Source organism: Geobacter sp. (assembly GCF_030834625.1).
Classification (GTDB): Bacteria; Desulfobacterota; Desulfuromonadia; order Geobacterales; family Geobacteraceae; genus Geobacter.
On sequence record NZ_JAUQXO010000031.1, the window covers coordinates 27,249 to 52,617 of the forward strand.

Genomic DNA, 25,369 nt, shown 5'->3' on the forward strand with positions numbered 1-25,369 from the left:
TGGACTACGATTTTCTGAATCGCTCGATGGTATCGAGGACCTCCTGCTCACGACGGATCGCCTCGTTGCAGAAGTTCCAGATGTGGTAGCTTTCGAGCGCCAGTATGGTAAGGCCTGCCACGAAGACCGCCCAGTAATTCTCGTTAAGGGCCTTGGCGAAATGGTAAAAGCCGTAGAAGGCAGTCAGGTATCCCACATGGGCGAAACCACTGTATTCCTCTTTCCCCCCCATCATGCGCGAAAGGATGAGGATGATGGCCGAGAAGGTATACAGGACGAGTGCCCCACTGATCATGATGGACGAGGGAGGTTTCCCGAGAGTCATGCGAACCGCCGGGGGGAGTGAGGGGAGGATGCTGAAATCCCCGAGGGCCACGATGCTGACCGCAATGAAAAGGGCCAGGGCCCAAAGCCCCCGGTTGGACTTGCTCCTCAGTTGCTTGATTCGCAGGATGGTTTCCTGGCGCACTGTGTCCCGGTCCGGTGGGGTGCCGGCCGCGTCGGGTTGGGGAGGGTTTCCCTGGGTCTGCTTCATGGGGGGTGTATCACGGGTGTCGGTCATGAACGACGGTGTCAGGAGCGGCTGTCGGCGCCGTCGCCTTCGGCTGCCTTCTGCTGTTTCACTTCAGCCTGCGTAGCCTTCAGCCTGGCTGACATATCTTCGAACGAGCGGGCCAGTTCTCCGATCTCATCCCGATAGGCAGGCGCCTTCCGGTTCAGTTCCCCCCTGTTGATGGCGGTAACGTAGTTGGCCAGTTCTTTGATTGGGAGAAGGACATTGCGAAGAAGGAGCGCTGAAACACCTCCAACGGTCAGGATGAGGACCATGAGACAGAAGACGATCATTCTGCCGCGCAGGGTGCCGAGGGTCTTCTGGAGCGGTGCCTCGGAGAGACCGATGTCGAGGGTGCCGAGGAGTTTCTGGGTGGGGCTGTGGACGTGGCAGGCGGCGTTGAAGCAGTCTGGCTCGTTGTAGATGGGGACCGTGATAGCGATGACGTTGTGCCCCTTCTCGTTGATGAAGCGCCGGGCCTGTTCCATCCTTCCCATGCTGGTGAGCGGCACCGGACCGGCATGGCAGGCGATGCAGCCGGCGGCGTTTTTGTCAACGAGCTTATTCACATCCTCGGCGTGGGCCGAGAACATGATTACCCCTTTTTTGTTGAAGATGCGGGTGTGCTCAACCCCCTTCTGCTGACCGATGTTGTCGATGATATTGCGCAGCGTTTCGCGGTCGTCCTTCAGCATGGCGAAACGGGCCGATTTGACGATGGTTCCGGCCAGGTTGGTTTCGTGCTCTATGGCGTCATTGAGCATGTCGGTCTTGATGACCGAGTAGAGCAGGATGCAGCAGACCACGACGAAGCCGGTCACGGCGATGGCCGGCGGCACGGTTGCCTTTGCGGCGAAGCTTTTCAGCATGGGCGCTCCCTGGATGCGATTCGTTTCATTTAAAGGATACCCCGGTCGGCAGATAATGCAAGGGCGGGAGTTTTACCCCCGCCCTTGGAAGACGACCTACTTATAACTAGTCAGGATGACTACATGTCGTGGCACTTGACGCAGTTTTCGCGCACGGTAAAGGCCTTTTTGCCGTCGTGGCAGGCGCCGCACGATTTGCCCTTCTCCATTTCGAGCATCGTTACGACCTTGGCGCTGCGGCCCGCCTTGAAGATCTTGGTGTGGCAGGCGTTGCAGCTGTACATGCTCAGGTGGACTCCGTGGTCAAATCTGACCGGTCCGGCTCCCTTTACCTTGAAGTCAACATTCTTGACTGGGTGGCACTTGGCACACTGCTTCACGTCGAAGAGCCCCTTTCCGTTGTGGCAGGCGCCGCACGACTTTCCCTTCTCCATGGCGGCCATGCCGACCGGCTTGTTGCGGCCCGGTGCGTAGAGTTTGTTGTGGCATTCGCCGCACTTCCTTTTCGCGGCATGGAGCTTGTGACTGAAGATGATCTTGCCAGTTTCCTTTGAAGTGAGGCCCACTTCCTTCACTAAATGGCAGCGTGAGCACTCATCCACGCTGAAGGCGGACTTGCCGTTATGACAGGCCCCGCAGGATCTCCCCTTTTCCATTTCGGCCATGGTGACGGGTTTGTTCTTGCCGGCCTTGAAGAGCTTGGGATGGCAGGAGCTGCAGTCGGAATACATGGCTAGGTGTTTCTTGTGGCTGAACGGCGTGGGGCCAGCGGACTTCACCTGGTAGGTGATTTCCTTTACCGCGTGGCAACGGGCACAATCCTTGAGGGGGAAGACTCCCTCCTTGCCGGTATGGCAGGCGCCGCACGATTTTCCCTTCTCCATGTCGGCCATGGTGTAGGTCACCTTTTTCTTCATGTCGAAGATGGCGGGGTGGCAGGCCTTGCAGTTGTTGTCGATCCCTTTCTTGCCGATGTGGACCTTGTGGCTGAAGACGATCTTGCCGGCGTCCTTCGTGTTGAAGACCACGTCCTTGATGCTGATGCCGAAGGCAAGACCGGCAATGGCGAGTGTGCAGGCCACGAGGGGAAGGGTGAAGCGGAATCTCATGTTAGCCTCCTCTGAAGGATTGAATGCTGATGCGCCAAACTGGCTGGATTATAGGGAAGTCAGCCAGATTAGTCAATTTTAAATACTGGTTTTTCATAGCCGTCGTGTTTCCGGCTAGTTGAGAGTGCATGAAAAAGGCGAAACGGGTTGTCCGTTTCGCCTTTTTCATGGTCAGACTCCTCAATTTAGTGGTGCTTGACCTCTTCCCAGCCGTCCCACATGGGTTTGAAGTGGGCGAGCATTGTGTGCCCCATGGTTGCCAGGTAGATATGGACGAAGAGGAAGGCGCAGAAGCAGCAGGCGATCAGGAAGTGGGCACTCACCATGATCTTGAGGCCTCCCAGCAGCATGATCATTTCCCTGAGGGGCGCCACGTTGAGGATCAGGATGCCGGTGAGGATGACCAGTGGCATCAGCACGAGCATGAGTCCCATGTAGGCCACCTTCTGCATCGGGTTGAACTTGTCGTCGGGAGTTGCATGGTGCGGGCTCGGTCCCCCTTTGAAGAAGTGGTAGAAGTAGAAGAGCACCTGCCGGAAGATCCCCATCTTGATATCATAGGTGTTGGGGACGTAGAGCTTGAAGAGGTTCCCCTTCACGATCAGGTAGTAACCGAGCCAGATGGCGTAGAAGATTGCGACGGTGATTCCGGCGGTGTTGTGGAGCCTGATGGCTGCCTTGTAGGTCCCGAAAATGTTCACATACTCGGGGAACCTGATCTGGATGCCGGTGACGCAGAGGGTGACGATCCCGAGGGCGTTGATCCAGTGCCAGATCCTGACCGGCATGGGGGTAAGATAGATATACTCTGCGTGTTCGGCGTGGCTCTCATGCACGGTATTTTCAGTGTGGGTGCTCATGATCAGTGCTCCTTTCTGTTCTTTCTGGTGAGGAATCTGAGGGTCCCGTGCACTCCGGCGAAGCCCATGCCGCCGAGGATGATGAGGCCGCCGACTATAGAGAGTGCGGTGCTGCGGGTGGAGCCCATCATGTAGAAGTCGGGTGTTCCGTAGAGGACGTCGAGGACGGCTCCTTTTTCGACGGCCATGCGTGTGAAGGTTCCGCTCTTGTCCGGGAAAGCAACGAAGCTTGTCTGCATGGCCCTGGGGCCGGAGGCGTGGCAGAAGGTGCAGTCCCAGCGATTGTCAAGGATCTGGTAGCTGTGGGTCACCTTCTCGGGGGTCATCATCCCCCAGAGTCTCATGTCGTCGTTTTTTGCATTGCGGTTGAAGGACCGCAGTTCCGCGAGGGAGATGAAGTTGTCGCCATTGGTGTCGATGAGCGATTTCACATCCTTGTCGCCCGGTATGAGCTGGGTAAGCTCATCGTAGCTTGCCACCTTGAAGTCGCTATGGGCTTTTGTCCCCATCCGCTTCTCGACGTACATGGTTATGACGTAATTCTGCGACCCGGTGTGACAGGTAATGCAGGGCAGTGCGTCGATGTGGAGGTCGGCCTGCGGGAGCCATTTTGCGTGGGTCGTTACCATCTTGGCGGTTTCGTGGCACTTGGCGCACATGGCGTTCATGTCGCGGGCCGATGTCAGCATCGGCGGTTTCACCGCGTGGGGGTTGTGGCAATCGGCGCACGCGGCGTTGTTGGCGTGGAGACTTGCGGCGTACTCCTGATGGACCGGACTGTGGCATTCCTTGCAGGTGGCCCGCGAAGGTCTGATGCCGTCATTGGGGTGATTCACCGTCACCGATTCGTGGCAGGACGTGCACCCGATGACCGAGTGGCTGGTTTTTTTGTACTGGGCCGGGTCGATGAAGAGGTGAGACCCGCTTTTGCCGCTGATGTTTTTGTCGCCGTGGCAGTCGATGCATGCGTCCTCGGACTTCTCGGCGGCAAGGGCCGCCATCGGGAAGATCGAGAGAATCGACAGCACGAGAGCTGCTGATCGTAGGGTTGCCATTACGTCGCCTCCTTTTTTTGTGCAGTTAATGCGTTGTTTCTTCATGGGGACCGCCTCCGCGAGTTTCCCTAGTGGTGGGAGGATTCCTTGGCCATGGGCTGTTCCTTCTTGAGCCCTTTTGCGAAGCCAAGCATCATGAGCAGAGCCGGAACGAGTTGGGCGACGACGATGAGGGCGCAGAAACCAAGGAATATCCAGACGAAGATTCCGCTGTTATCTTCCCGAGCTCCCGATGCGGCCAGCGCCGGTGCCGCTGTGCCGAGCCATACTGCGACTGTTTGTGCCAATGCCGAGCGTTTCATGGTGTCCTCCTTTTTCCTTTCTATTCCTTGGTTGGTTAACTGATTACGTTACCGTGCCGGTCGGTTGCTGAGGAGGTTTTCGAAGGCGCACCGCACAACCTGGCGAATCTCTTCCTTGTCCTCCGGTTTGACCGGTTTCAGCGCGTGGTAGAATATTCCTTCCTTGCGGAGCTTGCGGATGACCGGGAGCGAGGGGTCGTCGGAGACGAGGATAATCGTCAGGTTCCGGTCGCATTTCTTGAGGAGCGGAATAAGTTCGCCGGCCTTGAACTCGTCGAACTCGCTCCCGATCAGGACCACTTGCGCGGTCTTCTTGAGTATCCCGTAGAGGGCGTTGGCCGCGGAGTTGGTCACGATAACGTTGTAGCCTGCCTCGATGAAGAGATCCGCCAGTTCCTTGCGAGCGTCGGTATCGTTATCTGCTATGAGAAGTCCTAACATCGTTGTCCTCTCTTCGTCAGAATTGTTAACTCGTGTACCCATGACGTTCGCTACTACCTCTTGCCCCCGGAGTCACCCATGGCTGATGCGTCGGATGGCTTGGCGAAAAGCCCTCTGATCATGGAGCCGAACAGGAGCAGGCCGGGGACCAGCTGGAATGCTATAACCAGGGCGCCGAAGGCGAGGAAGAGGGTTACCAGGAACCCGTTACTGTCGGATTCGGCGCCGCTTGCCGCCAATGCTGTGCCTGATGCTGCAAGAAGTGCAAAGAGTGATCTGATGGTGGTTTTCATGTCATCCTCCTGGACAGGGAGTGGGACGATGTTGTCGTTTTGTTATTTTTTAACTGCATCCGTTATGCCAGATTGATTAAATAATTTTAAGTGGCTGGAAATTGGGAGAAATCCGGTCCAATGACGCGGCGCGTCAGCGCACGGAGGGGGCAATGTGTATAAATCAGCTATACGGGTCCGGGACGCCGCGGAGCCGCCTGAATTGCTGGTTGTTAGTAACACATTGAAATTGCGTCGAATTGTGGCTGCGGAGAGGGTGTATAAAATAATATACGGTTCTGTGCAGGCTGTATGACATTGAAATTGCTGAATAATAGTTCAAGAGGGGGGCGTCGGCCGAGAACGGCGACCCACAAGGTGTTTGACTTGTTATCCCGGTTGATGTAATTTAGAAACTACTAATTGTCTGTTGTTTTGTCGCCGGTCTGTAATGTCTGAGAAACCCCAGCGTTCGCGAGCGAAAAGGGAAGGTGGCGATGGAAAACATCGATGTACTTGTAGTTGACGATGAAGCGGTCATTCGAGAAGGGCTGCGGCGCATCCTGGAGAAGGAGGGGTTCCATGTTGAGACCTCCGCCAGCGGGCAGATTGCCCTCGAACGGATGCAAGAGGAGAATTTCAGCCTGGTGATCACCGACCTGAAGATGCCCGGCATGAGCGGCATGGAAGTCCTCAAAGCGATCAAGGTCCTTCAGCCCGAAGTCCCGGTCATCATCATCACAGGATTCTCCACTGTCGACACCGCCGTCGAGGCCATGAAGAACGGAGCATTTGACTACATCGCCAAACCCTTTACCCCGGAGCAGATTACGGAGAAAGTGAGGAAAGCTCTCGATCAGCGCGCCGTGCTGATCGAGAATATCTTTCTGAAGAAGGAGCTGGGAGAGCACCACGGCTTCGACCTCTTCGTGGGGGAGAGCAAGGAGATGCAGAAGGTCTATCGCCGCATCATCCAGGTGGCCCCCACCGACAGCACCGTCCTCATCACCGGCGAAAGCGGCACCGGAAAGGAACTGGTGGCCCGCGCCATACACAACCACAGCAACCGCCGTGAGAATCCCTTTGTTGCCGTCGACTGTACCTCCCTGGCCGAGAACCTCCTGGAGAGCGAGCTTTTCGGCCACGTGAAGGGGTCCTTCACCGGTGCCATCCAGACCAAGACCGGCCTTTTCAAGGTTGCCGACGGCGGTACCCTTTTCCTGGACGAGATATCGAACATAAGCCTCACCACTCAGGCGAAGTTGCTGCGGGTCCTCCAGGAGCGTGAGATCACCCCCATCGGTGGCACCCAGCCGGTCCCCATCGATATCCGTCTCGTCGCCGCAACCAACAAGAACCTCCGGACCCTGGTGAGCCAGGGGACCTTCCGGGAGGACCTCTTCTTCCGGCTTAACATCATCCCCATCGATCTTCCTCCCCTGCGCCAGCGCAAGGGCGACCTTCCCATCCTCATCGCCTATTTCCTTAAAAAGTTTTCCGAGGAAATGGGGCGGGAGATCCGGGGCCTTGCACCCGACGCCATGGCGCTTCTGGAGGACTACAATTTTTCGGGCAACGTGCGGGAGCTGGAGAACATCATCGAGCGGGCCGTGGTGCTTGCGGAGGAGGATGTGATCCAGAAGGATGATCTGGAACTCCGTCTTTCCGGAGGAGAGGGAGGTGGAGCCGCCAGCTACATTCCCCAGACCGTGGAGGAGCTCAAGGAGACCAAGCGGCAGATCCGGGAGCGGGCCGTGGAGCCCATCGAGAAGGCCTTCGTCCTCCAGGCCCTCAAGCGTAATAACTGGAACATCACCCGCGCCGCCGAGGAAACGGGGATGCTTCGCCCCAACTTCCAGGCACTGCTGAAGAAGCTGCGGATTTCGGTGCGGAACCAGATGAGCAGTTGACCCGAGCCCGCAGATGCGGGATGCGGATGAAGAAAGGGGCACACGGATCGTGGGCCCCTTTCTCGTTACACGGGATGCGAATGACAGGAATGATCAGGCAGGCTCCTGCGGCGCCGGACTGGCCGCCGTTGCCGATGCCGCCTCCAGCGCGCCTTCATGGTCCAGCGGCAGCCAACAGGTGAAGGTGGTACCCACCCCGACGGTGCTCTGCACGTCGATGCTTCCCCCATGACCCTCGATGATCCCGTAGGACACTGACAGTCCCAGACCGGTCCCCTTGTTCTCCTTGGTTGAGAAGAAGGGGTCGAATATCTTGGAAAGGTTATCCTCGGGGATGCCGCAGCCGTTGTCGGTGATGGCCGCGTAGGCTTCCTTCCGTTCCTGGTCGAAACCGGTTCTGATTCGTATTTCCCCCGGTCCTCCGATGGCGTGGCAGGCGTTCAGGAGGAGGTTTATGAATACCTGTTCGATCTGGTTCGGGTCCATATGCATCTCGGGGATGTCGGGGTTGTACTCCTTGATGACGTTGATGTCGTGGAAGCACGCCTGATTGCAAATGAGGGTCAGGGTTGCGTCCATGATGGCATTGAGAGATGAGGGTTTCTTCTGGGGCATCGACTCCCGGGAGAAGTCAAGGAGCCCCTTCACGATCCGGGCGCAGCGCTGGGTCTCCTTGACAATCAGGTCCAGGTCTCCCTTCAGGGACGGATCGAGCTTTGAATCGCTGGAGAGGAGCGATGCGAAGACGAGGATGCCGGTCAGGGGGTTGTTGATCTCGTGGGCTATCCCCGCCACGAGCTCCCCCAGGGAGGCGAGCTTCTCCGAATGGACCAGCTGAGACTGGATCTTCTTGATCTCCTGGGTCCGCTCTTCCACCTTATCCTCAAGGTTCTTTCCCCAGTCCTCCAGTTCTACCCGGGCCTTCTTCAGGTTGATCGTCATCCCGTTGAAGGCCTCGGCCAAGTCGCCAAGCTCGTCGCGGTTCTTGACGGACACCCGGGCGTCCAGGTCGCCGCCGCCGATGAGGTGGGCGTGCCGGACCAGCGCGCGGACCGGCCGGTTGACCAGTCGCTGGGTCAGGAAGGTGAGGCAGAGGGCGATGAGGCCGATCTGCATGACCGTGAGGACGATGATCTCGTTGCGGTAGGCGTAGACCTTCTGGTGCATCTGGTCGAGGGAGACGATGACGTCCAGGACGCCGAGGACCTTGGCCTCCTTGGGGTGGAAATGGCAGGGGGCCGTGAAGCAGCGCTCTTCATTGTAGATGGCCTTGGCGATGCCGAGGACTTCTCTCCCCTCCTTGCTCGTGAAGAGTCGGCTGCGGTTCATGGTAGTGGCGTGGACAAGGGGGGATGGCCCCGAATGGCACATGCTGCATGCCTCGGCCTTCTTGTCGAGGAAGAGTCCGATTTCCTTGTTGTCGGTGGAGTGGGTGACGAGGCCGAACTTGTTGATCATCCTGATTCGCTCGATGGTCTCCCGCTGGGATCCTACCTCGTCGATGATCTGGTAGGCCCGCTTCAGGTTGTTCTCGAGCATGTGATAGTGGGTCGTGCGGATGATGGTTTCGCTCAGCTTGTCTGCATCGATGACCGCCTCCTCGAAGAGGAGTTTTTCAAGCTGCTCCACGTTGATGTAGGCGAAGAGCCCCATGGTGGTGAGGAGGATGAGGCTGATGGCGAGGGAGAGTTTGGCGATGAGCGACAGGCGCAAGGGCATGACCTCGGGTGTTTTGATACGGTAAAGGGTGATGAAGCGTAACAAATTTAATACAGATTAATCTTTGCCGTGACATTAGTCAAGGCCGAGGTTCCTGCGCCGATGTGGTGCGGAACAAAGGAGCGGGTGCCGTTGACGGAGAAGGCGGGATCGGCTACCATCGGCCATTGTTATTTACGGAGAGACCATGCGGATAACCTTCTTTGTCGCCCTGCTGACCCTATTCCTGCTGTGTGCAGGCTGTTCGTCGCTCCTGTTTTATCCCCAGCGGGAACTGGTGGACAACCCGCTGCTGCGCCGCTTTCCCGCAGAGGATGTCTCCTTCCGTGCCGCCGACGGCATCCGCCTCCACGGCTGGCTTTTCCGCCCAGCCGGACCGCCCCGGGGGAGCATCCTCGTTCTCCACGGCAACGCCGAAAACATCAGCACCCACGTGAACAGCGTGCTCTGGCTGGTCCAGGAGGGGTTCGCGGTTTTTATCGTCGACTACCGAGGCTACGGACTGTCCGGGGGGGAGCCGGACATTGACGGGATCCATCGGGATGCGGAGGCAGCCCTCGGGACGCTGCTGACGCTGCCGGGGGTGGACCCGGCGCGGGTCGCTGTGCTGGGGCAGAGCCTGGGCGGAGCCATCGCCATCCACCTGGTGGCGACCACCCCTCACAAGGGAGCGGTTCGGGCCCTGGTCGCCGACAGCCCCTTTGCCGGCTACCGCCTCATCGCCCGGGAGAAACTGGGAGGTTTTTTTCTCACCTGGCCCCTCCAGTATCCCCTTTCGCTCCTCTTCAATGACGACTACAGCCCTCTACGTTTCGTGGGAGAGGTGGCGCCGGTTCCGCTCATCATCATCAGCGACGAGCAGGATCCGATTGTGCCGGCCCGCCACGGCAGGCTCCTGAACGAGGCCGCCGGGCCGTCCGCGCAGCTCTGGACCACATCGGGCCGCGGGCACGTGGGCTCCTTTGCCGACCCCGAACTGCGGCGCTCCCTTGTGGACTTTCTGGATCGGGTCTTCTCCGGCGGGTTTGGCAGTAATCCACCAGACGCAAATGCCATAAGGCGTTGACAACGTCTCGTTATATGGTACGGTTAGACAGCAATAAGAAAACTTCTATCAGGAGGCGCGTATGAAAAGAATTCTTCTCGCAGCAGTATTCACCGTCGTTGCTGCCGGCTCTGCCTTTGCGGCCAGCGGCAAGGCAAACACTGGTTGTGGTCTCGGGACAGTCCTGTGGGGTAGCAAGGCCGACAACTCAATTTTATCCCAGGCACTCCAGGCAACCACTAATGGGACCTTCGGCAACCAGACCTTCGGCATCACCTCCGGCACCCTGGAGTGCGGCACCCCCGGCAAGGTGGTGCAGAACGAGCGCCTGAACCACTTCGTCCGTGCCAACATGGACAATCTGGCCAAGGACATTGCCCAGGGCCGTGGCGAGTCCCTCGACACCTTCGCCGAGCTCCTCCAGGTGCCGGCCGAGAAGCGTCCCGGCTTCTATGCGGCTCTCCAGAGCAACTTCGGTTCGGTCTTCACCTCCGAGAACGTGGTGGTAGCCGAGGTGATCGACAACGCCGTTGCCGTTGCGAACTGATTTCCCGTTTTGACCAGACCAATAAAGGGGGTGCGTCCCGTGGCGCGCCCCCTTTCTATGTGTGCCGCCACCCGTCCGTCGAGGTGAAGCGGCCTTCTGCAATTGATTGTGACTATGCCCATGCCCTATTACCCATACCGAAAAAGTTTCGATCTGATGAGGCTACATCCCCTGCTGACGCCGCTGCTGGTGCTTTTCGCATCCTTAGCGGGTTTTTCCGGTGTCTGTGCCGGAGCCGACGACCCTTACCTGGCGAAGATCCTGAAGCGGGCTGAGGAGCGACAGCTCCACCAGGAACGCACCTGGGAAGTGCTCCTCCACTACCGCCCCCGGGGCGAGGAGCGGGAGAGCCTGGTGGACGATCCCCGCTTCTTCCTCGCTCCAGATGGGAAGAGCGACCCTGCAGCGGAGCTGGCAGCTACTCTGCGGGGCCTCTTCGCCACCGACCCCCGCGGCGACGAACACCCCCGCTGCCGGTTTCCGGCCCGCGCCGCCTGGCTCGCGGAAGAGCTTGCCATCGACGGCGACCATCTTCCCCCCATGGCCTGTCCCCAGCTGGACGAGGCCATGAAGGCCGTCAATCCCCGGTCGGCGGTGCTGGTTTTCCCCTCTTCCCACCCCAACGGCCCCGCTTCCATGTTCGGCCACACCCTGCTGCGGGTGGGGAGTACCTACCAGAGTGACCTCCTCTCCTATGCCGTCAATTACGCCGCCCATACCACCGACACCAACGGTATCGTCTACGCCGTCAAGGGGATTTTCGGAGGGTACTCGGGGTATTACTCGATCCTTCCCTACTACGCAAAGGTCAAAGAATACAGCGATCTGGAGCATCGGGACGTCTGGGAATATCCCCTCGCCCTAACCCCTGACGAGGTGCTGCGGATGGTGCGCCACATCTGGGAGTTGCGGGACATCGCCTCCGACTACTACTTCTTCGACGAGAACTGCTCCTTCAACCTCCTCTTTCTGTTGGAGGCGGCGCGGCCGCAACTGCGGCTTGCCGAAGCGTTCTGGGACCGACCGAGCTTCTGGGTGATGCCGGCCGACACGGTGGCGGTGATTGAGCGGGCGGGGCTCATTGAGAAGGTGACCTACCGCCCCGCCCAGGCGACCCGCATCCGGCAGCGGGCGTCCCTCCTTTCGCCGGAACTCCGCCGCGAGGCTCTGGAGACGGCCCGGGCGCCCCAAGGGGCAGCAGCGGTTGCCGTCTCGGGCCGCCCGGCGGAGGAGCGCCGCCAGATCCTCGACCTGGCCGCCGAGTATGTGCAGTACCGCTATTCCCGCAAGGAGCTGGAGCAGCCGGAATTCCAGCGGCAGTTCCTGCAGGTGCTCAAGGCCCGCAGCCCCCTGGGGCCCGATGAGTCGGACGCGGGGCGGGTTCCGGTCCCGCCTCTGCCGGAGACGGGGCACCTGCCGGGGCGGATCGGCCTCGGGGCCGGCTACCGTCACGATACCCCCTTTGTGGAGCTGACGCTCCGGCCTGCGTACCACGCCCTCATGGATGCGGACGCGGGATACAGTGCCCATTCCCAGATCATCTTCAGCGAGGTGAGCGGCCGCTACTACCCGGAGAGGAACTCCATCAGGCTCCAGAAGTTCACGGCGGTGGACATCGTCTCCCTGGCCCCCCGGGACGAGTTCTTTTCCCCCATCTCTTGGAAGGTGAACGGCGGCCTTAACCGCCGCCCCTTTCCCGATGGCAGCGACCGCCTCTTCCTGCAGCTCAACACCGGTGGCGGCATGGCTTGGCAGGTGCCTGGCAACGGGGTCGTCTACGGCATGGCGGAGATGGACCTGAACGTGAGCGACCGCCTGCGGGACAAGGCGGTGCTTGGGGCCGGACTGTCGGCGGGGGTGATCGTCTCCCCCATGGACCCCTGGAAGGCGGCCCTCTCGGGGAGTGCCTTCGTCTACGGTCTCGAGTATCATGAGTACTACCGGCTGGCACTGGAGCAGAATCTGGCCCTGAGCCGCACCGTCGGTCTCGGCCTCGTGGCATCCTGGGAGCGGAGCTTCGACCACAACAGGGTCGAGGCCCGGTTGGTGGTTAATCGCTATTTCTGACGGGAACTGTCGGCTAATTTCGGTATACTCTTAAAAAATGAGAAAAACGTCTATGACAAAGCGGAGTGTAGCGGCGCTGGCAACAACGGCGCTGGTCGCTTGCCTTGGAGGGTGCGCCATGACGGGGCCTGCCGGCCTGCCGCCATCTCAAGGTGTGGTGGCGGGGTCCGATGCGGTCGCGGTCATCTATGTGCGACCCGGGTGCTCCTTCTGCCAGGAGGCCCGGGAGTTCTTTGCCGCGCGGGGCCTGCCGGTCCATGAGCGTAACGTGGTGGCCGACCGGGGCGCCCTGGTGGAGATGCTTGATATCCATGTCCGCCGGTTCCCGGACGAGGAGCCCATTGTACCGCTGATAGTGATCGGCGACCGTGCGGTAAGAGGGTTCGACCAGCAAGAGGTCGAAAAGGCCCTTGACGAAGCGGGTCGCAAAACAGAATCAGGGAGTAAACCGTGACTATCATGCAAAATCCCACCTATTTTCCCTTTAATCTGCAGCTGGCGGGGCGCTACTGGACCCTCTTGGACCTGGCGCCCTCGGCCCGGGAACTGGAGCGGCTGGGACGGCCGGCCATACTGTTTTGCCGCGAGTTGGCCGCGCGGGTTAACCGTCGGCCCGAGTGGTCTGGGAGGCCGGTTCAGGGGGGGCTCCTCAACCTTTACTCCCTCCAGGGGACCATCTTCCGGCACCTGATTGGCCGGTACTGGCAGGAGCAGGGAGCCGGAGTCATGGCGAAGGCCCTGGTTGATGCCGGCCTTCCCCCCGACTCCCCGGAGCTGTCGGCTCTTCTGGAGGGGTTCGGCACGCTGTTCCCGCCGGCCGCGGTTCTTTACGGCGAGGCCGAATCCCCCGCCGCCTGGCTTGCGGTTGGCGGAACCAGCCGGCGGCTCCAGGTGGTAAGCGAACTGCTGCTCCTGGCCCTGTCCGCAGAGAACCGCGCCCTGGACAGCTTCCGGGAGCTGGTGGACGATTCCGAGCTTGCGGCCACGACCCCCTACCGCGCGGCCGTGGCTCGACTGGAGAAGGCCCTGGCCAATGCGCTCCCCGTGGCCGGTTTCGGCGTCTCACTGACGGAACTTCTCCGCGCGCCGCTGCGGGCCGCCCCCGATTCCCTGGCGGGCCAACTGGCGTACATGAGGGCCACCTGGAGCCCCCTGTTGCCGAAGGAGCTTTTTGCCGGACTGGAGGTTGCCTTCGGCATCGTGGCGGAAGAGACCCGCCCCTTCTGGGGGGGCGGAGCCGGTCCTTCGCCGGTCCTGGAATTCGGCCCCGGAGTGGGGCTCCCCGCCCCCGATGACCACTATCCGGAGCATGAGCAGTTCTCCGCCGACGTGGACTGGATGCCCAACGTGGTCCTCATGGCCAAGATGGTCTATGTCTGGCTCGGCCAGCTCTCTGGCTGGTACGGAAAGGAGATTCACCGCCTCGACCAGATTCCCGATGCGGAGCTGGACAAACTTGCCCGGTGGGGGGTCACGGGGCTGTGGCTCATCGGCATCTGGGAGCGCTCCACCGCCTCCCAGACCATCAAGCGGATGTGCGGCAACCCCGAGGCGATCGCGTCCGCCTACTCCCTCTACGACTACGCCATCGCCCACGATCTGGGTGGCTGGGAGGCCCTGGCGGACCTGCGGGAGCGGGCCCTGAAGCGGGGCATCAGGCTTGCCAGTGACATGGTGCCGAACCACACCGGCATCTACTCCAAGTGGATCGTGGAGCACCCTGACTGGTTTGTGCAGCTGGACTACCCGCCGTACCCAACCTACCGCTTCACCGGCCCGGATCTCTCCTCCTCCCCCGAGGTTTCCGTCCACATCGAGGACGGCTACTGGGACAAGAGCGACGCCGCCGTGGTCTTCAAGCACTACGACCACCGCAACGGCCGCACCCGCTACATTTACCACGGCAACGACGGCACCAGCACCCCGTGGAACGACACGGCCCAGCTGGACTACCTGAACCCCGAGGTGCGGGAGGCGGTTGCACGCACCATCCTCCACGTGGCCCACAATTTCCCCATCATCCGCTTCGACGCCGCCATGACCCTGGCAAAGAAGCACTACCAGCGCCTCTGGTTCCCCCAGCCGGGGCTGGGGAGCGGCGTTCCCTCCCGGGCCGAGCACGGCATGACCCGCGCCGCCTTTGACGCCGCCATGCCCGAGGAGTTCTGGCGCCAGGTGGTGGACCGGGCCGCCGCGGAGACGCCCGATACGCTCCTTCTGGCCGAGGCCTTCTGGCTCATGGAGGGGTACTTCGTCCGGACCCTGGGGATGCACCGGGTCTACAACAGCGCCTTCATGAACATGCTCAAGATGGAGGAGAATGCCAAGTACCGCCAGACCATCAAGAACGTCCTCGAATTCAACCACGAGATCCTGAAGCGCTTCGTCAACTTCATGAACAACCCCGACGAAAAGACCGCCGTGGAGCAGTTCGGCAAGGAGAACAAGTACTTCGGCGCGGCGGTGCTGCTGGTGACCATGCCGGGGCTCCCCATGCTCGGCCACGGCCAGGTGGAGGGGTTCCACGAGAAATACGGCATGGAGTACAAGCGGGCCTACTGGGACGAGCCGGTGGACGAGCACCTGGTGGCGGAGCACGAGCGGCGGATCTTCCCCCTCATGCGGCGGCGGCGCATCTTCTCGGGCTCCGAGAATTTCATCCTCTACGACTTTTTCGTGGAGGGGACCGTGAACGAGGATGTCTTCGTCTACTCCAACCGCCACGGCGCCGACCGGGCGCTCATCCTCTACCACAACCGGTATGCCAGCACTGCCGGGTGGATCAGGAGTTCCACGGCCCGGGCCGTTCGGATCGACTCGGGGGAGACGGTCCTTCGGCAGACCGACCTGGGGGAATCCCTGGGTGTGAACGCTGACGGCCGCCACTACTACATCTTCAGGGACTACGCCACTGGCTTGGAGTACATCCGCCACGGGAGGGAGATTGCCGAGAAGGGGATGTTCGTGGAACTGGAGGCCTACGAATACCATGCCTTCCTCGACTTCCGCGAGATCCGCGACGACGACTACGGCACCTGGGGGGCACTCTGCTTCGGGCTCCAGGGGCGGGGGGTGTCGAGCATCGACGAGGAGGTGCAGCTCATCCGCTTCGCACCTCTCGTCGAGCGGTTCAGGGAACTCTGCGTGCTCCTTCAAGGGGAGCTTGAGGCAGCACCCGCGGTGCAGCTTTCCCCAGGCTTCCGGGAGGGGATCGCGACGTTTTTGGAAGAACTCGACTTGGCTTCGGGGGCTGCCGGGGATGTGGTCGCAACGGCCGATGTCATGGCAGAGCGGCTCCAACGTCTCCCCGGTCTCTGGACGTGGACGGAGGGGGTGGAAGGTGAAGGGGGCCGGTGGCTTCTTGCGCTTTTCCTTGTCATCCACGAGGCCGGCAGGCTTGGCGGCGATGACGCGGAGTATCCCGTCCGGTCGGCCCAGTGGTTCGCAACTCTGGGCCTAAGGCGGGCGTTGGTCGACATCCTCCGTGAGGCCAGTGCGGAGTGGGACGAATCCAGCACCCTCGACCCCGACCGTCTGGTTTTTCTGGCGGACATCCTCATGGCCTATCCCGGGTTTGTGGAGCATCTCGGTGGTCTCAAGCGTACCGAGGCCATCAAGACCCTCTTCGCCGACCGCCGGGTCAGGCGGTTCCTCGGCGTCAACCGTAGTGGCGTCGTCGAGTGGTTCGTCAAGGAACCGTTCGTGGAACTCCTCACCTGGTTCATCCTTCTGGCTGCCGTGACTCACACTCCGACGGGGGAGGAGTCTGGCGGATTTGGCGCTGAATTCGAATCCTTGTGCCGGGATATTGCCGCATTGACGGCTCTGGCGGAAGAGGCCGGTTACCAGGTCAAGAAATTCCTTTCCCTGGTGACTCCACCCACTGGTGTGCAGGAGAAGGTTTCCCTGTAAGATGGCCCCGGAAGTTTGAGATTGACGGATGACGGCGTCCCAAGGGGGCGCCGTTTGTATGTGATGTGTGTAGCCTGAAGGGGAGCGGTTATGGGACTGTTCACGGGATTTCGACGAAAACGGCTCGCCGGGAGGGAATTCCCCCCGGCCTGGCTCGGGTTCATCGAGCGGAACGTCCCCTTCTACCGGATGCTCCCGCCGTCGGACCGGCAGGAACTGCTGGGGCATGTGCAGGTTTTTCTCGCCGAGAAATACTTCGAGGGGTGCGGCGGCGTCCAGGTGACCGACGAGGTGCGGGTGACCGTTGCCGCCCTGGCCTGTATCCTTCTCCTTCACCGCACAACCGACTACTATCCGCTCCTCTCCTCTATCGTCATTTATCCCGACGAGTACGTGGGGGAGCGCCGCCGCTGGGACGAGGCCGGGGTTGTCACCGAGGGGCCGGAAACCCGCATCGGCGAGTCGTGGGAGCAGGGGACGGTGGTTCTGTCGTGGAAGGATGTTCTGCTGGACGCCGAGGCCCCCGACGACGCATTCAACGTGGTGTTCCACGAGTTTGCCCACCAGCTCGACCATGAAGACGGGATTACCGACAACGAGGGGTTTCTGCCGGGGCTTCCCGAGGGATCGCGGTGGCGGGAGGTGTTCGAGGGGGAGTATGAACGGCTGATCGCCGACGATGAGGCGGGACGCTGGACCCTCCTGGACCCCTACGGGGCGGAGAGTCCAGCAGAATTTTTTGCGGTGGCGACCGAGACCTTCTTCGAGATGCCCGGGGAGATGCGCCGCCAGCATCCGGAGCTGTATGAGGCCCTCAGCCTCTACTACCGGCAGGACCCGGCGTCGTGGGACCGGTAACCGGTAAGGGGGCGGCTCAGTTCTCCGCTACCTCGATCTCCACATAGGGGGAAAGGTTCGGATCGCTGGCGTGGCGCAGGGTCGCTTCCGTGTAAGCGAGCTTTTTGTCGTTGTAGCTGTACCCCGAGAGGACGATGACCTGGGCCGAGGTCTTGATACCGAATACCTCGGCCGGTGAGGCGGCGCTGTCGGCGTCCCCCGCTACGATGACGGTCCGGTGGATCTCCTTGAGCTTTGCGTCGAAGAACTGCTCCACCGCACGCAGATCCCCCTTCACGGCATAGATCACCTGACGGCGCTCGCCGTCGTTCTGGCGCACGATGCGCACCTTCGAGCCGGGATAGCGGCCGGTCTTCGGTTCGGGGGCGATGGGCTCCACCGCGGGGATGATCTCGAGCCGTTTCCACGCCTTGCCGAAGTCCTCCTTCAGCGGGATGGTGAGTTCATTGATGGAAACGGTGAGGGGCATGAGGGGGAGATTGGTTAGCGGGTCCCTGGCGATTCCCTCGGAGATCTCGATGGTGTCCGGCGCCCCTGTTGCCGGGCGGGTGATGGTGATGGCAGCGTCGACGATGGTCCTATCCCATGCGAAGTCGCCGTAGTAGGCGGCGCCGTAGACGTTGATGCCGCGCTCAAGAAGGCCCTGGTTGAACTTGCGGACCGCCCTTCCATTGAGGATGGAGTCGGAGGTGAAGGTGAGGAGCCGCGAGCCTCCCTTTCCCGCTGTCACCTTCACGTCGCGATGGCGGATCGAGGAGGCGAATATCTGAATCAGCTCCCGGCTCTCCGGGGGCATCTCCCGTGCTTCAACCGCCAGGTAATCTTTTCCCTGCCCTGCCGGCGAATCCTGGGCCTCGGTAGGGGAGGAGACGGCCGCGAGGCCGACGGCAAGAATCAGGGCGAGTTTCACTCTATTCATGAGGTTCGTGCGGATGGACACGGGGTAATCTCCTTTGGGGCAGTCTGTCCCGGCTGGCCGGGGAGAGCTGATGGGATGAGAGAGTGCTCATATTACATGGATTGGGGAAAATTTCCAGCTTTTCGTGTTGGGCGAGAGGAACGGTATCGGCAACGTTTTGTAACCATTGAGTTATGGTGCCTCGGTTGACGAGGCGGAGAGCAACGATACCCTCAGCGGCTGGGGGACGTCAAGGCCTTATCGATACTTTCAGGTCATGCGGAACAAGGGGAGTGGCTCTGGTATACTTGTTGTTCGTGGCTCGGACCGGGTAAGAGTAAGGGGGTTGCGCATGGACAGACGGGCGTTTCTTAAACTGGTGGGGTTGTCATCGGTGTTTGCCGAGGGGGCGTTCAGGGGGCTTTGGGCCGTTGAGCAGCCCACGGTGGCCGTGGCGGAGGGGAAGGAGTACGGACGGACGACGCGCAACGCCGTGAATCTCCTGGGCGGAATGAGGCGCTTCGTGAAGCCGGGGGACGTGGTGGTCATCAAGCCCAACATGGGGTGGGACCGGACCCCGGCCCAGGGGGCCAACACCCATCCCCTCGTGGTCAGGGCCCTGGCGGAGGAGGCCATTGCCGCCGGAGCGAAGCGAGTGAAGGTTTTTGACCGGACCTGCAATGACGAGCGGCGCTGCTATGTGCAGAGCGGCATGAGCGAAGCGCTCAAGGGGCTGCGCGCCGTGGAGCTGAAGTTTATCGAGAACGAGCGGTTCCGCAAGGTCACCATCAACGGCAAGGCCCTCAGGGAGTGGGAGCTCTACGGCGAGGCCCTGTCCGCCGACGTCTTCATCAACGTTCCCGTGGCAAAGCACCACGGCCTTACCCGGCTCACCCTGGGACTCAAAAACGTCATGGGGGTCATGGGGGGGAACCGGGGCGGGACCCATCGGCACATCGAGGAGGCTCTGGCCGATATCAACGGCGTCGTGAAGAGCCACCTGACGGTCATTGACGCCACCCGCATCCTGACCGACCACGGTCCCCAGGGGGGCGACCTGAAGGACGTAAAGGTCCTGAACATGGTGATCGCGTCCACCGACATCGTTGCGGCCGACGCCTACGCCACGACCCTCTTCGGCCTCAAACCCGCCGACATTGCCGTGACGGTGGCGGCCCACCGCCGGGGCCTCGGCGAGATGAACCTGAACCGGGTCCGCATCCTCAGGGGGTGATCGAGGCATGAAGGGCAACAGCCGGATACCGGAAACAGGGCCATGAAGAGGATTACCTCGGCACGGGTGAGCCAGTTCCTCTTCCTGGCTCTGTTCCTCGTTCTCTTCCTCCGGACCGAGTACCGGGGGAGCGACGAGATCAACGGAGCGGTGAACGCCTTTTTCCGGGCCGATCCCCTGGTGTCCGTGAGCTACCTTCTGGCGGCAAAGTCCTTCTCCTGGCTCGTCTTTCCGGGGCTCCTCCTCCTGGTTCTCACCGGGCTCCTGGGGCGGTTCTTCTGCGGGTGGATCTGCCCCCTGGGGACGGTCCTCGACCTGGTGACCGGGAAAATCGCCAAATCCGCACCTATCCGGCTCATCAAGGGAAACCTCAAGTACTGGCTCCTGGTCCCTCTCCTGGCCGCAGCCCTCTTTGGCGTGAACCTGGCGGGACTCCTGGACCCCATTGCCATCCTCGTCCGGGCCCTCGCCTTTGTCGTCCACCCGCTGCTTGGCGATGCCGTGAGGGGAGGGTGGGTGGCCCTCTACCGGATCATGGGGGAAGGGCGCGACCTCCTGGCTCCCGGCTATGGGGTGATCCGCGACAACCTCCTCCCCTTCCGGGAGACCTTCTATCCCCTGGCATTCCTCTCGGCGCTCATCTTCATCGGCATCATTTTGCTGGAACGGTACGAAACGCGCAACTGGTGCCGAAACCTCTGCCCCCTCGGCACGCTCCTGGGGCTGGCCGCCCGCTTTTCACCCTTTGTCCGGGTCCCGGCGCGGCTCTGCGCCGACTGCGGCGCCTGCCGCGACCTCTGCCCCACCTCCTTTGACCGGGAGATTCTCCAGAAGGAGGAGTGCATCCTCTGCATGGAGTGCCAGCTCCACTGTCCCTCGGGGCGGGTCCGGTTCCGGCTCGCCGGTGTGGCGGCGGAGGAAGGGCCGCTCCTCCCCGAGCGGCGCGTCCTCCTGGGTGGTCTGGTGTCGGGCTTTTTCGTGGCCCGTCTTCTCCGCTTCCGGGACCCGGTGGCCCAGGCCCGGCTCCTGCGCCCCCCCGGCGTCCGGGACGAGAAGGAGTTTCTCGCCCGCTGCGTCCGCTGCGGGGAGTGCATGAAGGTCTGCCTCCGGAGCGCCCTTTATCCCGCGATCCTCCAGGCCGGGGTCGAGGGGATCTACACCCCCCAGGTGATCCCGCGACTTGGCTACTGCGAGTACAACTGTACCCTCTGTGGCCAGGTCTGCCCCACCGGGGCCATCCCGAACCTGGCGCCGGCCGTGAAGAAACGGGAGGTTATCGGCAAGGCGGTCTTTGACAAGAACCACTGCCTCCCCTTCGCGAAGAAGGAGAACTGCATCGTCTGCGAAGAGCATTGCCCCATCCCCCAAAAGGCGATCCGCTCCCGGAAGGTACGGGAAACCGCCGATGACGGCCGGCAGGTGCTGCTCCAGGTCCCCTATGTGGTGGACAAGCTCTGCAACGGCTGCGGCATCTGCGAGCATGTCTGTCCCCTGGAAGGCAAGGCGGGGATCGAGGTCTTCACGGTCACGGACCGCACACCCCTCGGGGAGTACCAGGGGGAAGCGCCGACAACAGCCCCTGTGGTGAATAATCCATATGCAGGGTCGAACTGAGGGCCTATCTTTTTATACACCCCCGTTGCAAAAGAAAAATGCCCATTAAATCAATGTATTGAACGTGATAATCTCCGCTTGCCCCTCCCTTCCTGACCCCATCCTAGTACATACTTTTTATACGTTCGAACCCCTTAAAGCGGGGCAGTGCGCGATGTGTATAGCAAAATAGTGTCAATTAAACAACATGTTACGTGGCATGCTTAGATTTTTTTCATTCCTGGCACGTCCGCTGCTATAGAAACAAGTAAGAACCGAAGACCTCACCTCACATGCAGTACCGGGAGGATGCCATGAAAACAACACTCGCCACTATGATGACCCTTCTCGCAGCTTCCACCGCCTTCGCCGCCAGCGGAGCGGAATCCGAGGGTAATGGCCTGCTCGTAACGCTTTTCCTCGGCATCGGCGCCCTGATCGTTGTCTGCCAGATGCTGCCGGGCCTTGCGCTGTTCGGATCGATGGTAAGGGGCCTTTTCTCCGGCAAGGATGTAGAGTCCCGCAACTGATCAGCCGACGAAAACGCACCATCTCCGTACCTGGCGCAGAAAGGGGGAACCTGTCATGGAAGAACTGCTCATCGCCGAAAAGGATCCGGCCACCCGCCAGCAGATGGCGGAACACTTCATAAAGGAAGGGTATGCGGTCACGGTCACCGACTCCCTCCCCAACACCCTCTCCAGCATCCTGAAAAAGGTAACGCGGGTGGTACTGCTGGGGGCGAAATTCGACGAACTGCCAACCTTCGACCTGATCGATCTCTTGAAAAAGTGCAACCAGAAGCTGGCAATCATCCTGGTATCCGATGAACTTCCCCTCCCGCTTCTGCGCAAGGTCCGCAGCAGCGGGATCTTCTACCACGCCCTCAAGCCCTCAGGGCCGGAGGATGTGGAAGAAATCTGCCAGGCCGTACGATGCGCCTTTGGCAGCGGCATGAAAGGCCACGCGGCACGATAGACGACAAGCACCCCCACGGGGTTCGCTGAACGGAGAAAAGGAGGATGTCATGAAAAGCTCGGCCCCCATCGTTAACGCTCTGGTACTGTTCATCGGCTCCGTCACTTCGGCCTTTGCCGCATCGGGCGCACGGGAAGACAACAGCGGCATCTTTACCTGGATTTTTCTCGGGTTCTGCGCCCTGATCGTGGTCATGCAGCTCATGCCGGCAGTGCTGATGATGCTGGGGATCGCCAAGGGGCTCCGGAAGGAGTCTCCACAGGAGCAGAAGGCAACGCACTGATCAACGGCAGAACTGTCCGGGCATAATGAAAGAGAGGGGGGTGATCCAGAGTCACCCCCCTCTCTTTTTCTCTATCCTCCCCCGATGCTTGCATCATCATAAAGCCGACCTATACTCGCTAAGTATAACGATCGGCATGGAGGCCGCTTATGAAAGCAATGACGAAGGATGGTCGCGAGATTGAACTGATGCAGGACGCCCTCGACAGCCTGCGGATGCGTCTCCGGGGGCCGGTGCTCATGGCCGGCGACGCCGGCTACGAGGAGTCCCGCACCGTATGGAACGGCATGATCGACAGGAGGCCTGCATTGGTGGCGCGCTGCCTCGGCACCGCCGACGTGCTGGCCGCCGTGGGGTTCGCGCGGGAACACGACCTGCTCCTCTGCATTAAGGGGGGAGGGCACAACATCGCGGGGTTGGCCACGGCCGACGGCGCGATGTTGCTCGACATGTCCCCCATGCGCGGCGTCTGGGTGGACCCCCGGAGAAAGGTGGCCCACGCCCAGGCGGGCTGCCTTCTCGGCGACCTGGACCGCGAAACGCAGCTCCACGGCCTGGCGGCTGTTCTCGGTTTCATCTCGCTCACCGGTGTTACGGGACTCACCCTGGGCGGTGGGTTCGGCTATCTGACGCGGCGTTGGGGGTGGACTGCGGACAACGTCATGGGGATGGACGTCGTGACCGCCGACGGGCGGCTGGTGCGGGCGAGCAGCGAGGAGAACCCGGACCTCTTCTGGGGGCTGCGGGGAGGCGGAGGGAACTTCGGGGTCGTGACCGGCATCGACTACCACCTCTACCCGGTGGGGCCGGAGATCGTCGGCGGGATCGTGGCCTGGCCCGCAAGCGAGGCGGCCGGGGTGCTGGAGCTGTACCGGACCATGGCCGAGGAGGCTCCGCCCGAACTCACCCTCGTGGCGATCATGCGTCCGGCGCCCCCGGCGCCGTGGCTCCCGAAGGAGATGCACGGGAAACCGATCGTTGCTCTGCTTGCCTGCCACAGCGGGGCACCCGAGGAGGGGGAGAAGGCCGTCGCACCCATCAAGGCGTTCGGCAGCCCCGTGGGCGATATCCTCGTGCGCCGGCCCTACGCCCAGATGCAGACGCTCCTCGACGCCACCCAGCCCAAGGGGCGGCGCTACTACTGGAAGAGCGAGTACCTCCCCCGCATTGAACCTGCCCTGTGCGAGAAGGTCATGGAGCATGCGGCACGAATCCGTTCGCCTTACTCGGCCGTGATCCTGTTCCAGATCGGAGGCGCCCTGAACCGGCTTGACGGGGAGCACTCCCCCATGGGTAACCGCGACGCCCGCTACGTGCTCAACCTGGCGGGTTCGTGGGAAAAGGCGGAGGACGACGAGGCGAACATCCAATGGGCCCGCGAGGCATGGAACGCAATGAAACCGTTCTCCACCGGCGGAACGTACATCAACTTCCTCACCCAAGACGAAGGACCCGAACGCACCGAGGCCGCCCTCGGCAAGGCTATCCAGCGGCTCGCGCGGGTGAAAGCGGAGTGGGACCCGGAGAATTTCTTCCGGACGAACCGCAACATCAAACCGGTCTGAAAGGAAGCCGGATGGAAGCGGACAGAATTCATGAACTGGATTCTGCGCCGCCGCAGAAAATAAGGAGTGGAAAGGAGGAGCAGGAAGAGCAGTGTCATGTTTCAGAAATATGGGAATCTAACCCTGACTTCACAAATCCACCACAAGAAAGGAACAAGCCATGAAACCGAAAACATTTATTCTCGCACTCTGTACATGTTTGGCCTCTGCCATTCCGGCGGTTGCCGGGCCCTATGTCGGCTTTGGCGCCGGCTTGTCGATCAACCATGATTCTGATATCGACCCCGGTTCCGGCGATATTGAGTATGATCCTGGATACGGCTTAAATGTGGCCGCGGGGTATGACTTCAACCCTGTCCGGTTGGAAGCCGAGTTTGCTTACAGGAATGCAGAGATCGACAATGCATCAGACGCTGATTTTACAACCATGTCGTACATGATCAATGGGTATTACGATATGAAAAATATAAATTTCCCGTTTAAACCCTATCTTGGTGTCGGCCTCGGAGTCATAAACGGCGAACTGGATAATGGTATCGACGACGACGACACAGAGTTCGGCTATCAGCTTACCGCCGGGGTATCGAACAAGATCGCGCAAAACGTCAACCTGGATATCTACTACCGGTATCAGGGAACGGCCTCCGACTTTGATATGGGCGGGTCGGAGCTCTCCTACGACAACAGCAGCTTCTTCGTAGGTTTCCGCTTCGCCTTTTAGCACGTCAGACCAGGGACACGGTAATAACGATTACGGCGGGACACACTTTGTCTCGCCGCGAATTCGAAAAAAAAGGCTTTATGGTCAATAAAACCATAAAGCCTTGTCACCCCAGGACCTGCCTCAATCTAACCGATTGTTAAACTGCTCGAACAAATTGAGATTTTGCTATGCTTCTGTTTTGGCGTATCCCTGCGCGGTTTTCCCCCGCGCCTTTTTTCTGTCCTGCCTCTCTGACTGCCTCTCTGACTGCCTCTCTGTGTTGACACGATACTAAAAAATAGTATAAGGTGACTTATGGAATGGATAGTCCGAATTACGGGCAAGGCCAACAAGCAGACGCACAAACTGCCGCGAAGTGTTGTTGAGCGGCTCTTTCTGCTGATGGAGGAGATCAGGCTTTCCGGCCCGGTACGCGGCAACTGGCCGAACTATGGCAAGCTGGCAGACGGACGCCACCATTGCCACCTAAAGAAGGGTAAACCGACATACGTTGCGGTCTGGGAAGAGCGCGACAAGGAAATCAGACTTATTGAGGTGACTTATGCAGGGACTCACGAAAAAGCGCCCTACTGATG

27 protein-coding genes are annotated in these 25,369 nt (G+C 60.8%); 16 read left to right on the plus strand and 11 right to left on the minus strand.

Going from position 1 to position 25,369, the window contains the following annotated elements; genetic code table 11:
- Positions 1 to 4: 4 nt before the first annotated feature.
- The 9 genes from RCH91_RS08280 to RCH91_RS08320 form a co-directional block, all read right to left on the minus strand.
- Positions 5 to 562, minus strand: coding sequence for a menaquinol oxidoreductase (locus tag RCH91_RS08280; protein WP_306534160.1), 558 nt, complete (start codon positions 560 to 562; stop codon positions 5 to 7).
- A gap of 11 nt (positions 563 to 573) precedes the next feature.
- Positions 574 to 1,422 (minus strand): HAMP domain-containing protein, encoded by an 849-nt coding sequence (locus RCH91_RS08285; RefSeq protein WP_306534161.1) that lies wholly within the window; start codon positions 1,420 to 1,422, stop codon positions 574 to 576.
- A 119-nt stretch (positions 1,423 to 1,541) separates the two neighbouring features.
- A complete protein-coding gene (locus tag RCH91_RS08290; protein WP_306534162.1) occupies positions 1,542 to 2,531 on the minus strand; it encodes a cytochrome c3 family protein in 990 nt (329 codons plus the stop codon).
- A gap of 1 nt (position 2,532) precedes the next feature.
- Positions 2,533 to 2,700, minus strand: coding sequence for a hypothetical protein (locus tag RCH91_RS08295; protein WP_306534163.1), 168 nt, complete (start codon positions 2,698 to 2,700; stop codon positions 2,533 to 2,535).
- A gap of 16 nt (positions 2,701 to 2,716) precedes the next feature.
- A complete protein-coding gene (locus RCH91_RS08300) occupies positions 2,717 to 3,391 on the minus strand; it encodes a cytochrome b/b6 domain-containing protein (protein WP_306534164.1) in 675 nt (224 codons plus the stop codon).
- A gap of 2 nt (positions 3,392 to 3,393) precedes the next feature.
- A complete protein-coding gene (locus RCH91_RS08305) occupies positions 3,394 to 4,446 on the minus strand; it encodes a cytochrome c3 family protein (RefSeq protein ID WP_306534165.1) in 1,053 nt (350 codons plus the stop codon).
- 68 nt (positions 4,447 to 4,514) lie between these two features.
- Entirely contained in the window at positions 4,515 to 4,748 is a 234-nt protein-coding gene (locus RCH91_RS08310) for a hypothetical protein (RefSeq protein WP_306534166.1), read from the minus strand.
- Between the two features lie 48 nt (positions 4,749 to 4,796).
- The gene (locus RCH91_RS08315; protein ID WP_306534167.1) at positions 4,797 to 5,189 is read right to left on the minus strand and encodes a response regulator; all 393 of its coding nucleotides are present in this window, start codon (positions 5,187 to 5,189) and stop codon (positions 4,797 to 4,799) included.
- 53 nt (positions 5,190 to 5,242) lie between these two features.
- Positions 5,243 to 5,482, minus strand: a complete 240-nt coding sequence (locus RCH91_RS08320; RefSeq protein ID WP_306534168.1) for a hypothetical protein — start codon at positions 5,480 to 5,482, stop codon at positions 5,243 to 5,245.
- Between the two features lie 476 nt (positions 5,483 to 5,958).
- Here RCH91_RS08320 and RCH91_RS08325 point away from each other — a divergent pair, with 476 nt between their 5' ends.
- Positions 5,959 to 7,371 carry a sigma-54 dependent transcriptional regulator gene (locus RCH91_RS08325; protein WP_306534169.1) on the plus strand — a complete coding sequence of 471 codons (1,413 nt, stop codon included), beginning with the start codon at positions 5,959 to 5,961 and terminating at the stop codon, positions 7,369 to 7,371.
- 93 nt (positions 7,372 to 7,464) lie between these two features.
- On the opposite strand, the gene RCH91_RS08330 is transcribed toward RCH91_RS08325, so the two are convergent.
- Positions 7,465 to 9,090, minus strand: a complete 1,626-nt coding sequence (locus RCH91_RS08330; protein WP_306534170.1) for a sensor histidine kinase — start codon at positions 9,088 to 9,090, stop codon at positions 7,465 to 7,467.
- A gap of 187 nt (positions 9,091 to 9,277) precedes the next feature.
- On the opposite strand from RCH91_RS08330, the gene RCH91_RS08335 reads away from it, so the two are divergent.
- From RCH91_RS08335 to RCH91_RS08360, 6 genes are all read left to right on the plus strand, one after another.
- Positions 9,278 to 10,156 (plus strand): alpha/beta hydrolase, encoded by an 879-nt coding sequence (locus tag RCH91_RS08335; protein WP_306534171.1) that lies wholly within the window; start codon positions 9,278 to 9,280, stop codon positions 10,154 to 10,156.
- A 61-nt stretch (positions 10,157 to 10,217) separates the two neighbouring features.
- Positions 10,218 to 10,682 carry a DUF3015 family protein gene (locus tag RCH91_RS08340; RefSeq protein ID WP_306534172.1) on the plus strand — a complete coding sequence of 155 codons (465 nt, stop codon included), beginning with the start codon at positions 10,218 to 10,220 and terminating at the stop codon, positions 10,680 to 10,682.
- A gap of 156 nt (positions 10,683 to 10,838) precedes the next feature.
- Positions 10,839 to 12,749 carry a DUF4105 domain-containing protein gene (locus RCH91_RS08345; protein ID WP_306534173.1) on the plus strand — a complete coding sequence of 637 codons (1,911 nt, stop codon included), beginning with the start codon at positions 10,839 to 10,841 and terminating at the stop codon, positions 12,747 to 12,749.
- Positions 12,750 to 12,801: 52 nt separating this feature from the next.
- Positions 12,802 to 13,203 carry a glutaredoxin family protein gene (locus tag RCH91_RS08350; RefSeq protein ID WP_306534174.1) on the plus strand — a complete coding sequence of 134 codons (402 nt, stop codon included), beginning with the start codon at positions 12,802 to 12,804 and terminating at the stop codon, positions 13,201 to 13,203.
- Positions 13,204 to 13,208: 5 nt separating this feature from the next.
- Complete coding sequence (locus RCH91_RS08355) at positions 13,209 to 16,661, plus strand: alpha-amylase family glycosyl hydrolase (RefSeq protein ID WP_306534231.1); 3,453 nt, start codon at positions 13,209 to 13,211, stop codon at positions 16,659 to 16,661.
- Between the two features lie 90 nt (positions 16,662 to 16,751).
- Positions 16,752 to 17,519: a zinc-dependent peptidase gene (locus RCH91_RS08360; RefSeq protein WP_306534175.1), complete on the plus strand. Its 768-nt coding sequence runs from the start codon at positions 16,752 to 16,754 to the stop codon at positions 17,517 to 17,519.
- Positions 17,520 to 17,535: 16 nt separating this feature from the next.
- Here the strand turns inward: RCH91_RS08360 and RCH91_RS08365 are convergent, their stop codons facing one another.
- A complete protein-coding gene (locus RCH91_RS08365) occupies positions 17,536 to 18,459 on the minus strand; it encodes a hypothetical protein (RefSeq protein WP_373694374.1) in 924 nt (307 codons plus the stop codon).
- A 310-nt stretch (positions 18,460 to 18,769) separates the two neighbouring features.
- Here RCH91_RS08365 and RCH91_RS08370 point away from each other — a divergent pair, with 310 nt between their 5' ends.
- The 9 genes from RCH91_RS08370 (at position 18,770) to RCH91_RS08410 (ending at position 25,367) form a co-directional block, all read left to right on the plus strand.
- Entirely contained in the window at positions 18,770 to 19,651 is an 882-nt protein-coding gene (locus RCH91_RS08370) for a DUF362 domain-containing protein (protein ID WP_306534176.1), read from the plus strand.
- 42 nt (positions 19,652 to 19,693) lie between these two features.
- Positions 19,694 to 21,265, plus strand: coding sequence for a 4Fe-4S binding protein (locus RCH91_RS08375; RefSeq protein WP_306534177.1), 1,572 nt, complete (start codon positions 19,694 to 19,696; stop codon positions 21,263 to 21,265).
- A 293-nt stretch (positions 21,266 to 21,558) separates the two neighbouring features.
- A complete protein-coding gene (locus RCH91_RS08380) occupies positions 21,559 to 21,774 on the plus strand; it encodes a hypothetical protein (RefSeq protein WP_306534178.1) in 216 nt (71 codons plus the stop codon).
- A 55-nt stretch (positions 21,775 to 21,829) separates the two neighbouring features.
- Positions 21,830 to 22,222 carry a response regulator gene (locus RCH91_RS08385; protein WP_306534179.1) on the plus strand — a complete coding sequence of 131 codons (393 nt, stop codon included), beginning with the start codon at positions 21,830 to 21,832 and terminating at the stop codon, positions 22,220 to 22,222.
- A gap of 49 nt (positions 22,223 to 22,271) precedes the next feature.
- Positions 22,272 to 22,505, plus strand: a complete 234-nt coding sequence (locus RCH91_RS08390) for a hypothetical protein (RefSeq protein WP_306534180.1) — start codon at positions 22,272 to 22,274, stop codon at positions 22,503 to 22,505.
- Between the two features lie 149 nt (positions 22,506 to 22,654).
- Positions 22,655 to 24,070, plus strand: coding sequence for an FAD-binding oxidoreductase (locus RCH91_RS08395; protein WP_306534181.1), 1,416 nt, complete (start codon positions 22,655 to 22,657; stop codon positions 24,068 to 24,070).
- An 11-nt stretch (positions 24,071 to 24,081) separates the two neighbouring features.
- Entirely contained in the window at positions 24,082 to 24,234 is a 153-nt protein-coding gene (locus tag RCH91_RS08400; RefSeq protein ID WP_306534182.1) for a hypothetical protein, read from the plus strand.
- Positions 24,231 to 24,791, plus strand: a complete 561-nt coding sequence (locus RCH91_RS08405; protein ID WP_306534183.1) for an outer membrane protein — start codon at positions 24,231 to 24,233, stop codon at positions 24,789 to 24,791. Before RCH91_RS08400 ends, RCH91_RS08405 begins: the two co-directional genes overlap by 4 nt.
- Positions 24,792 to 25,088: 297 nt before the next feature.
- The gene (locus RCH91_RS08410; protein WP_306534184.1) at positions 25,089 to 25,367 is read left to right on the plus strand and encodes a cytotoxic translational repressor of toxin-antitoxin stability system; all 279 of its coding nucleotides are present in this window, start codon (positions 25,089 to 25,091) and stop codon (positions 25,365 to 25,367) included.
- The last annotated feature ends 2 nt before the right edge of the window (positions 25,368 to 25,369 follow it).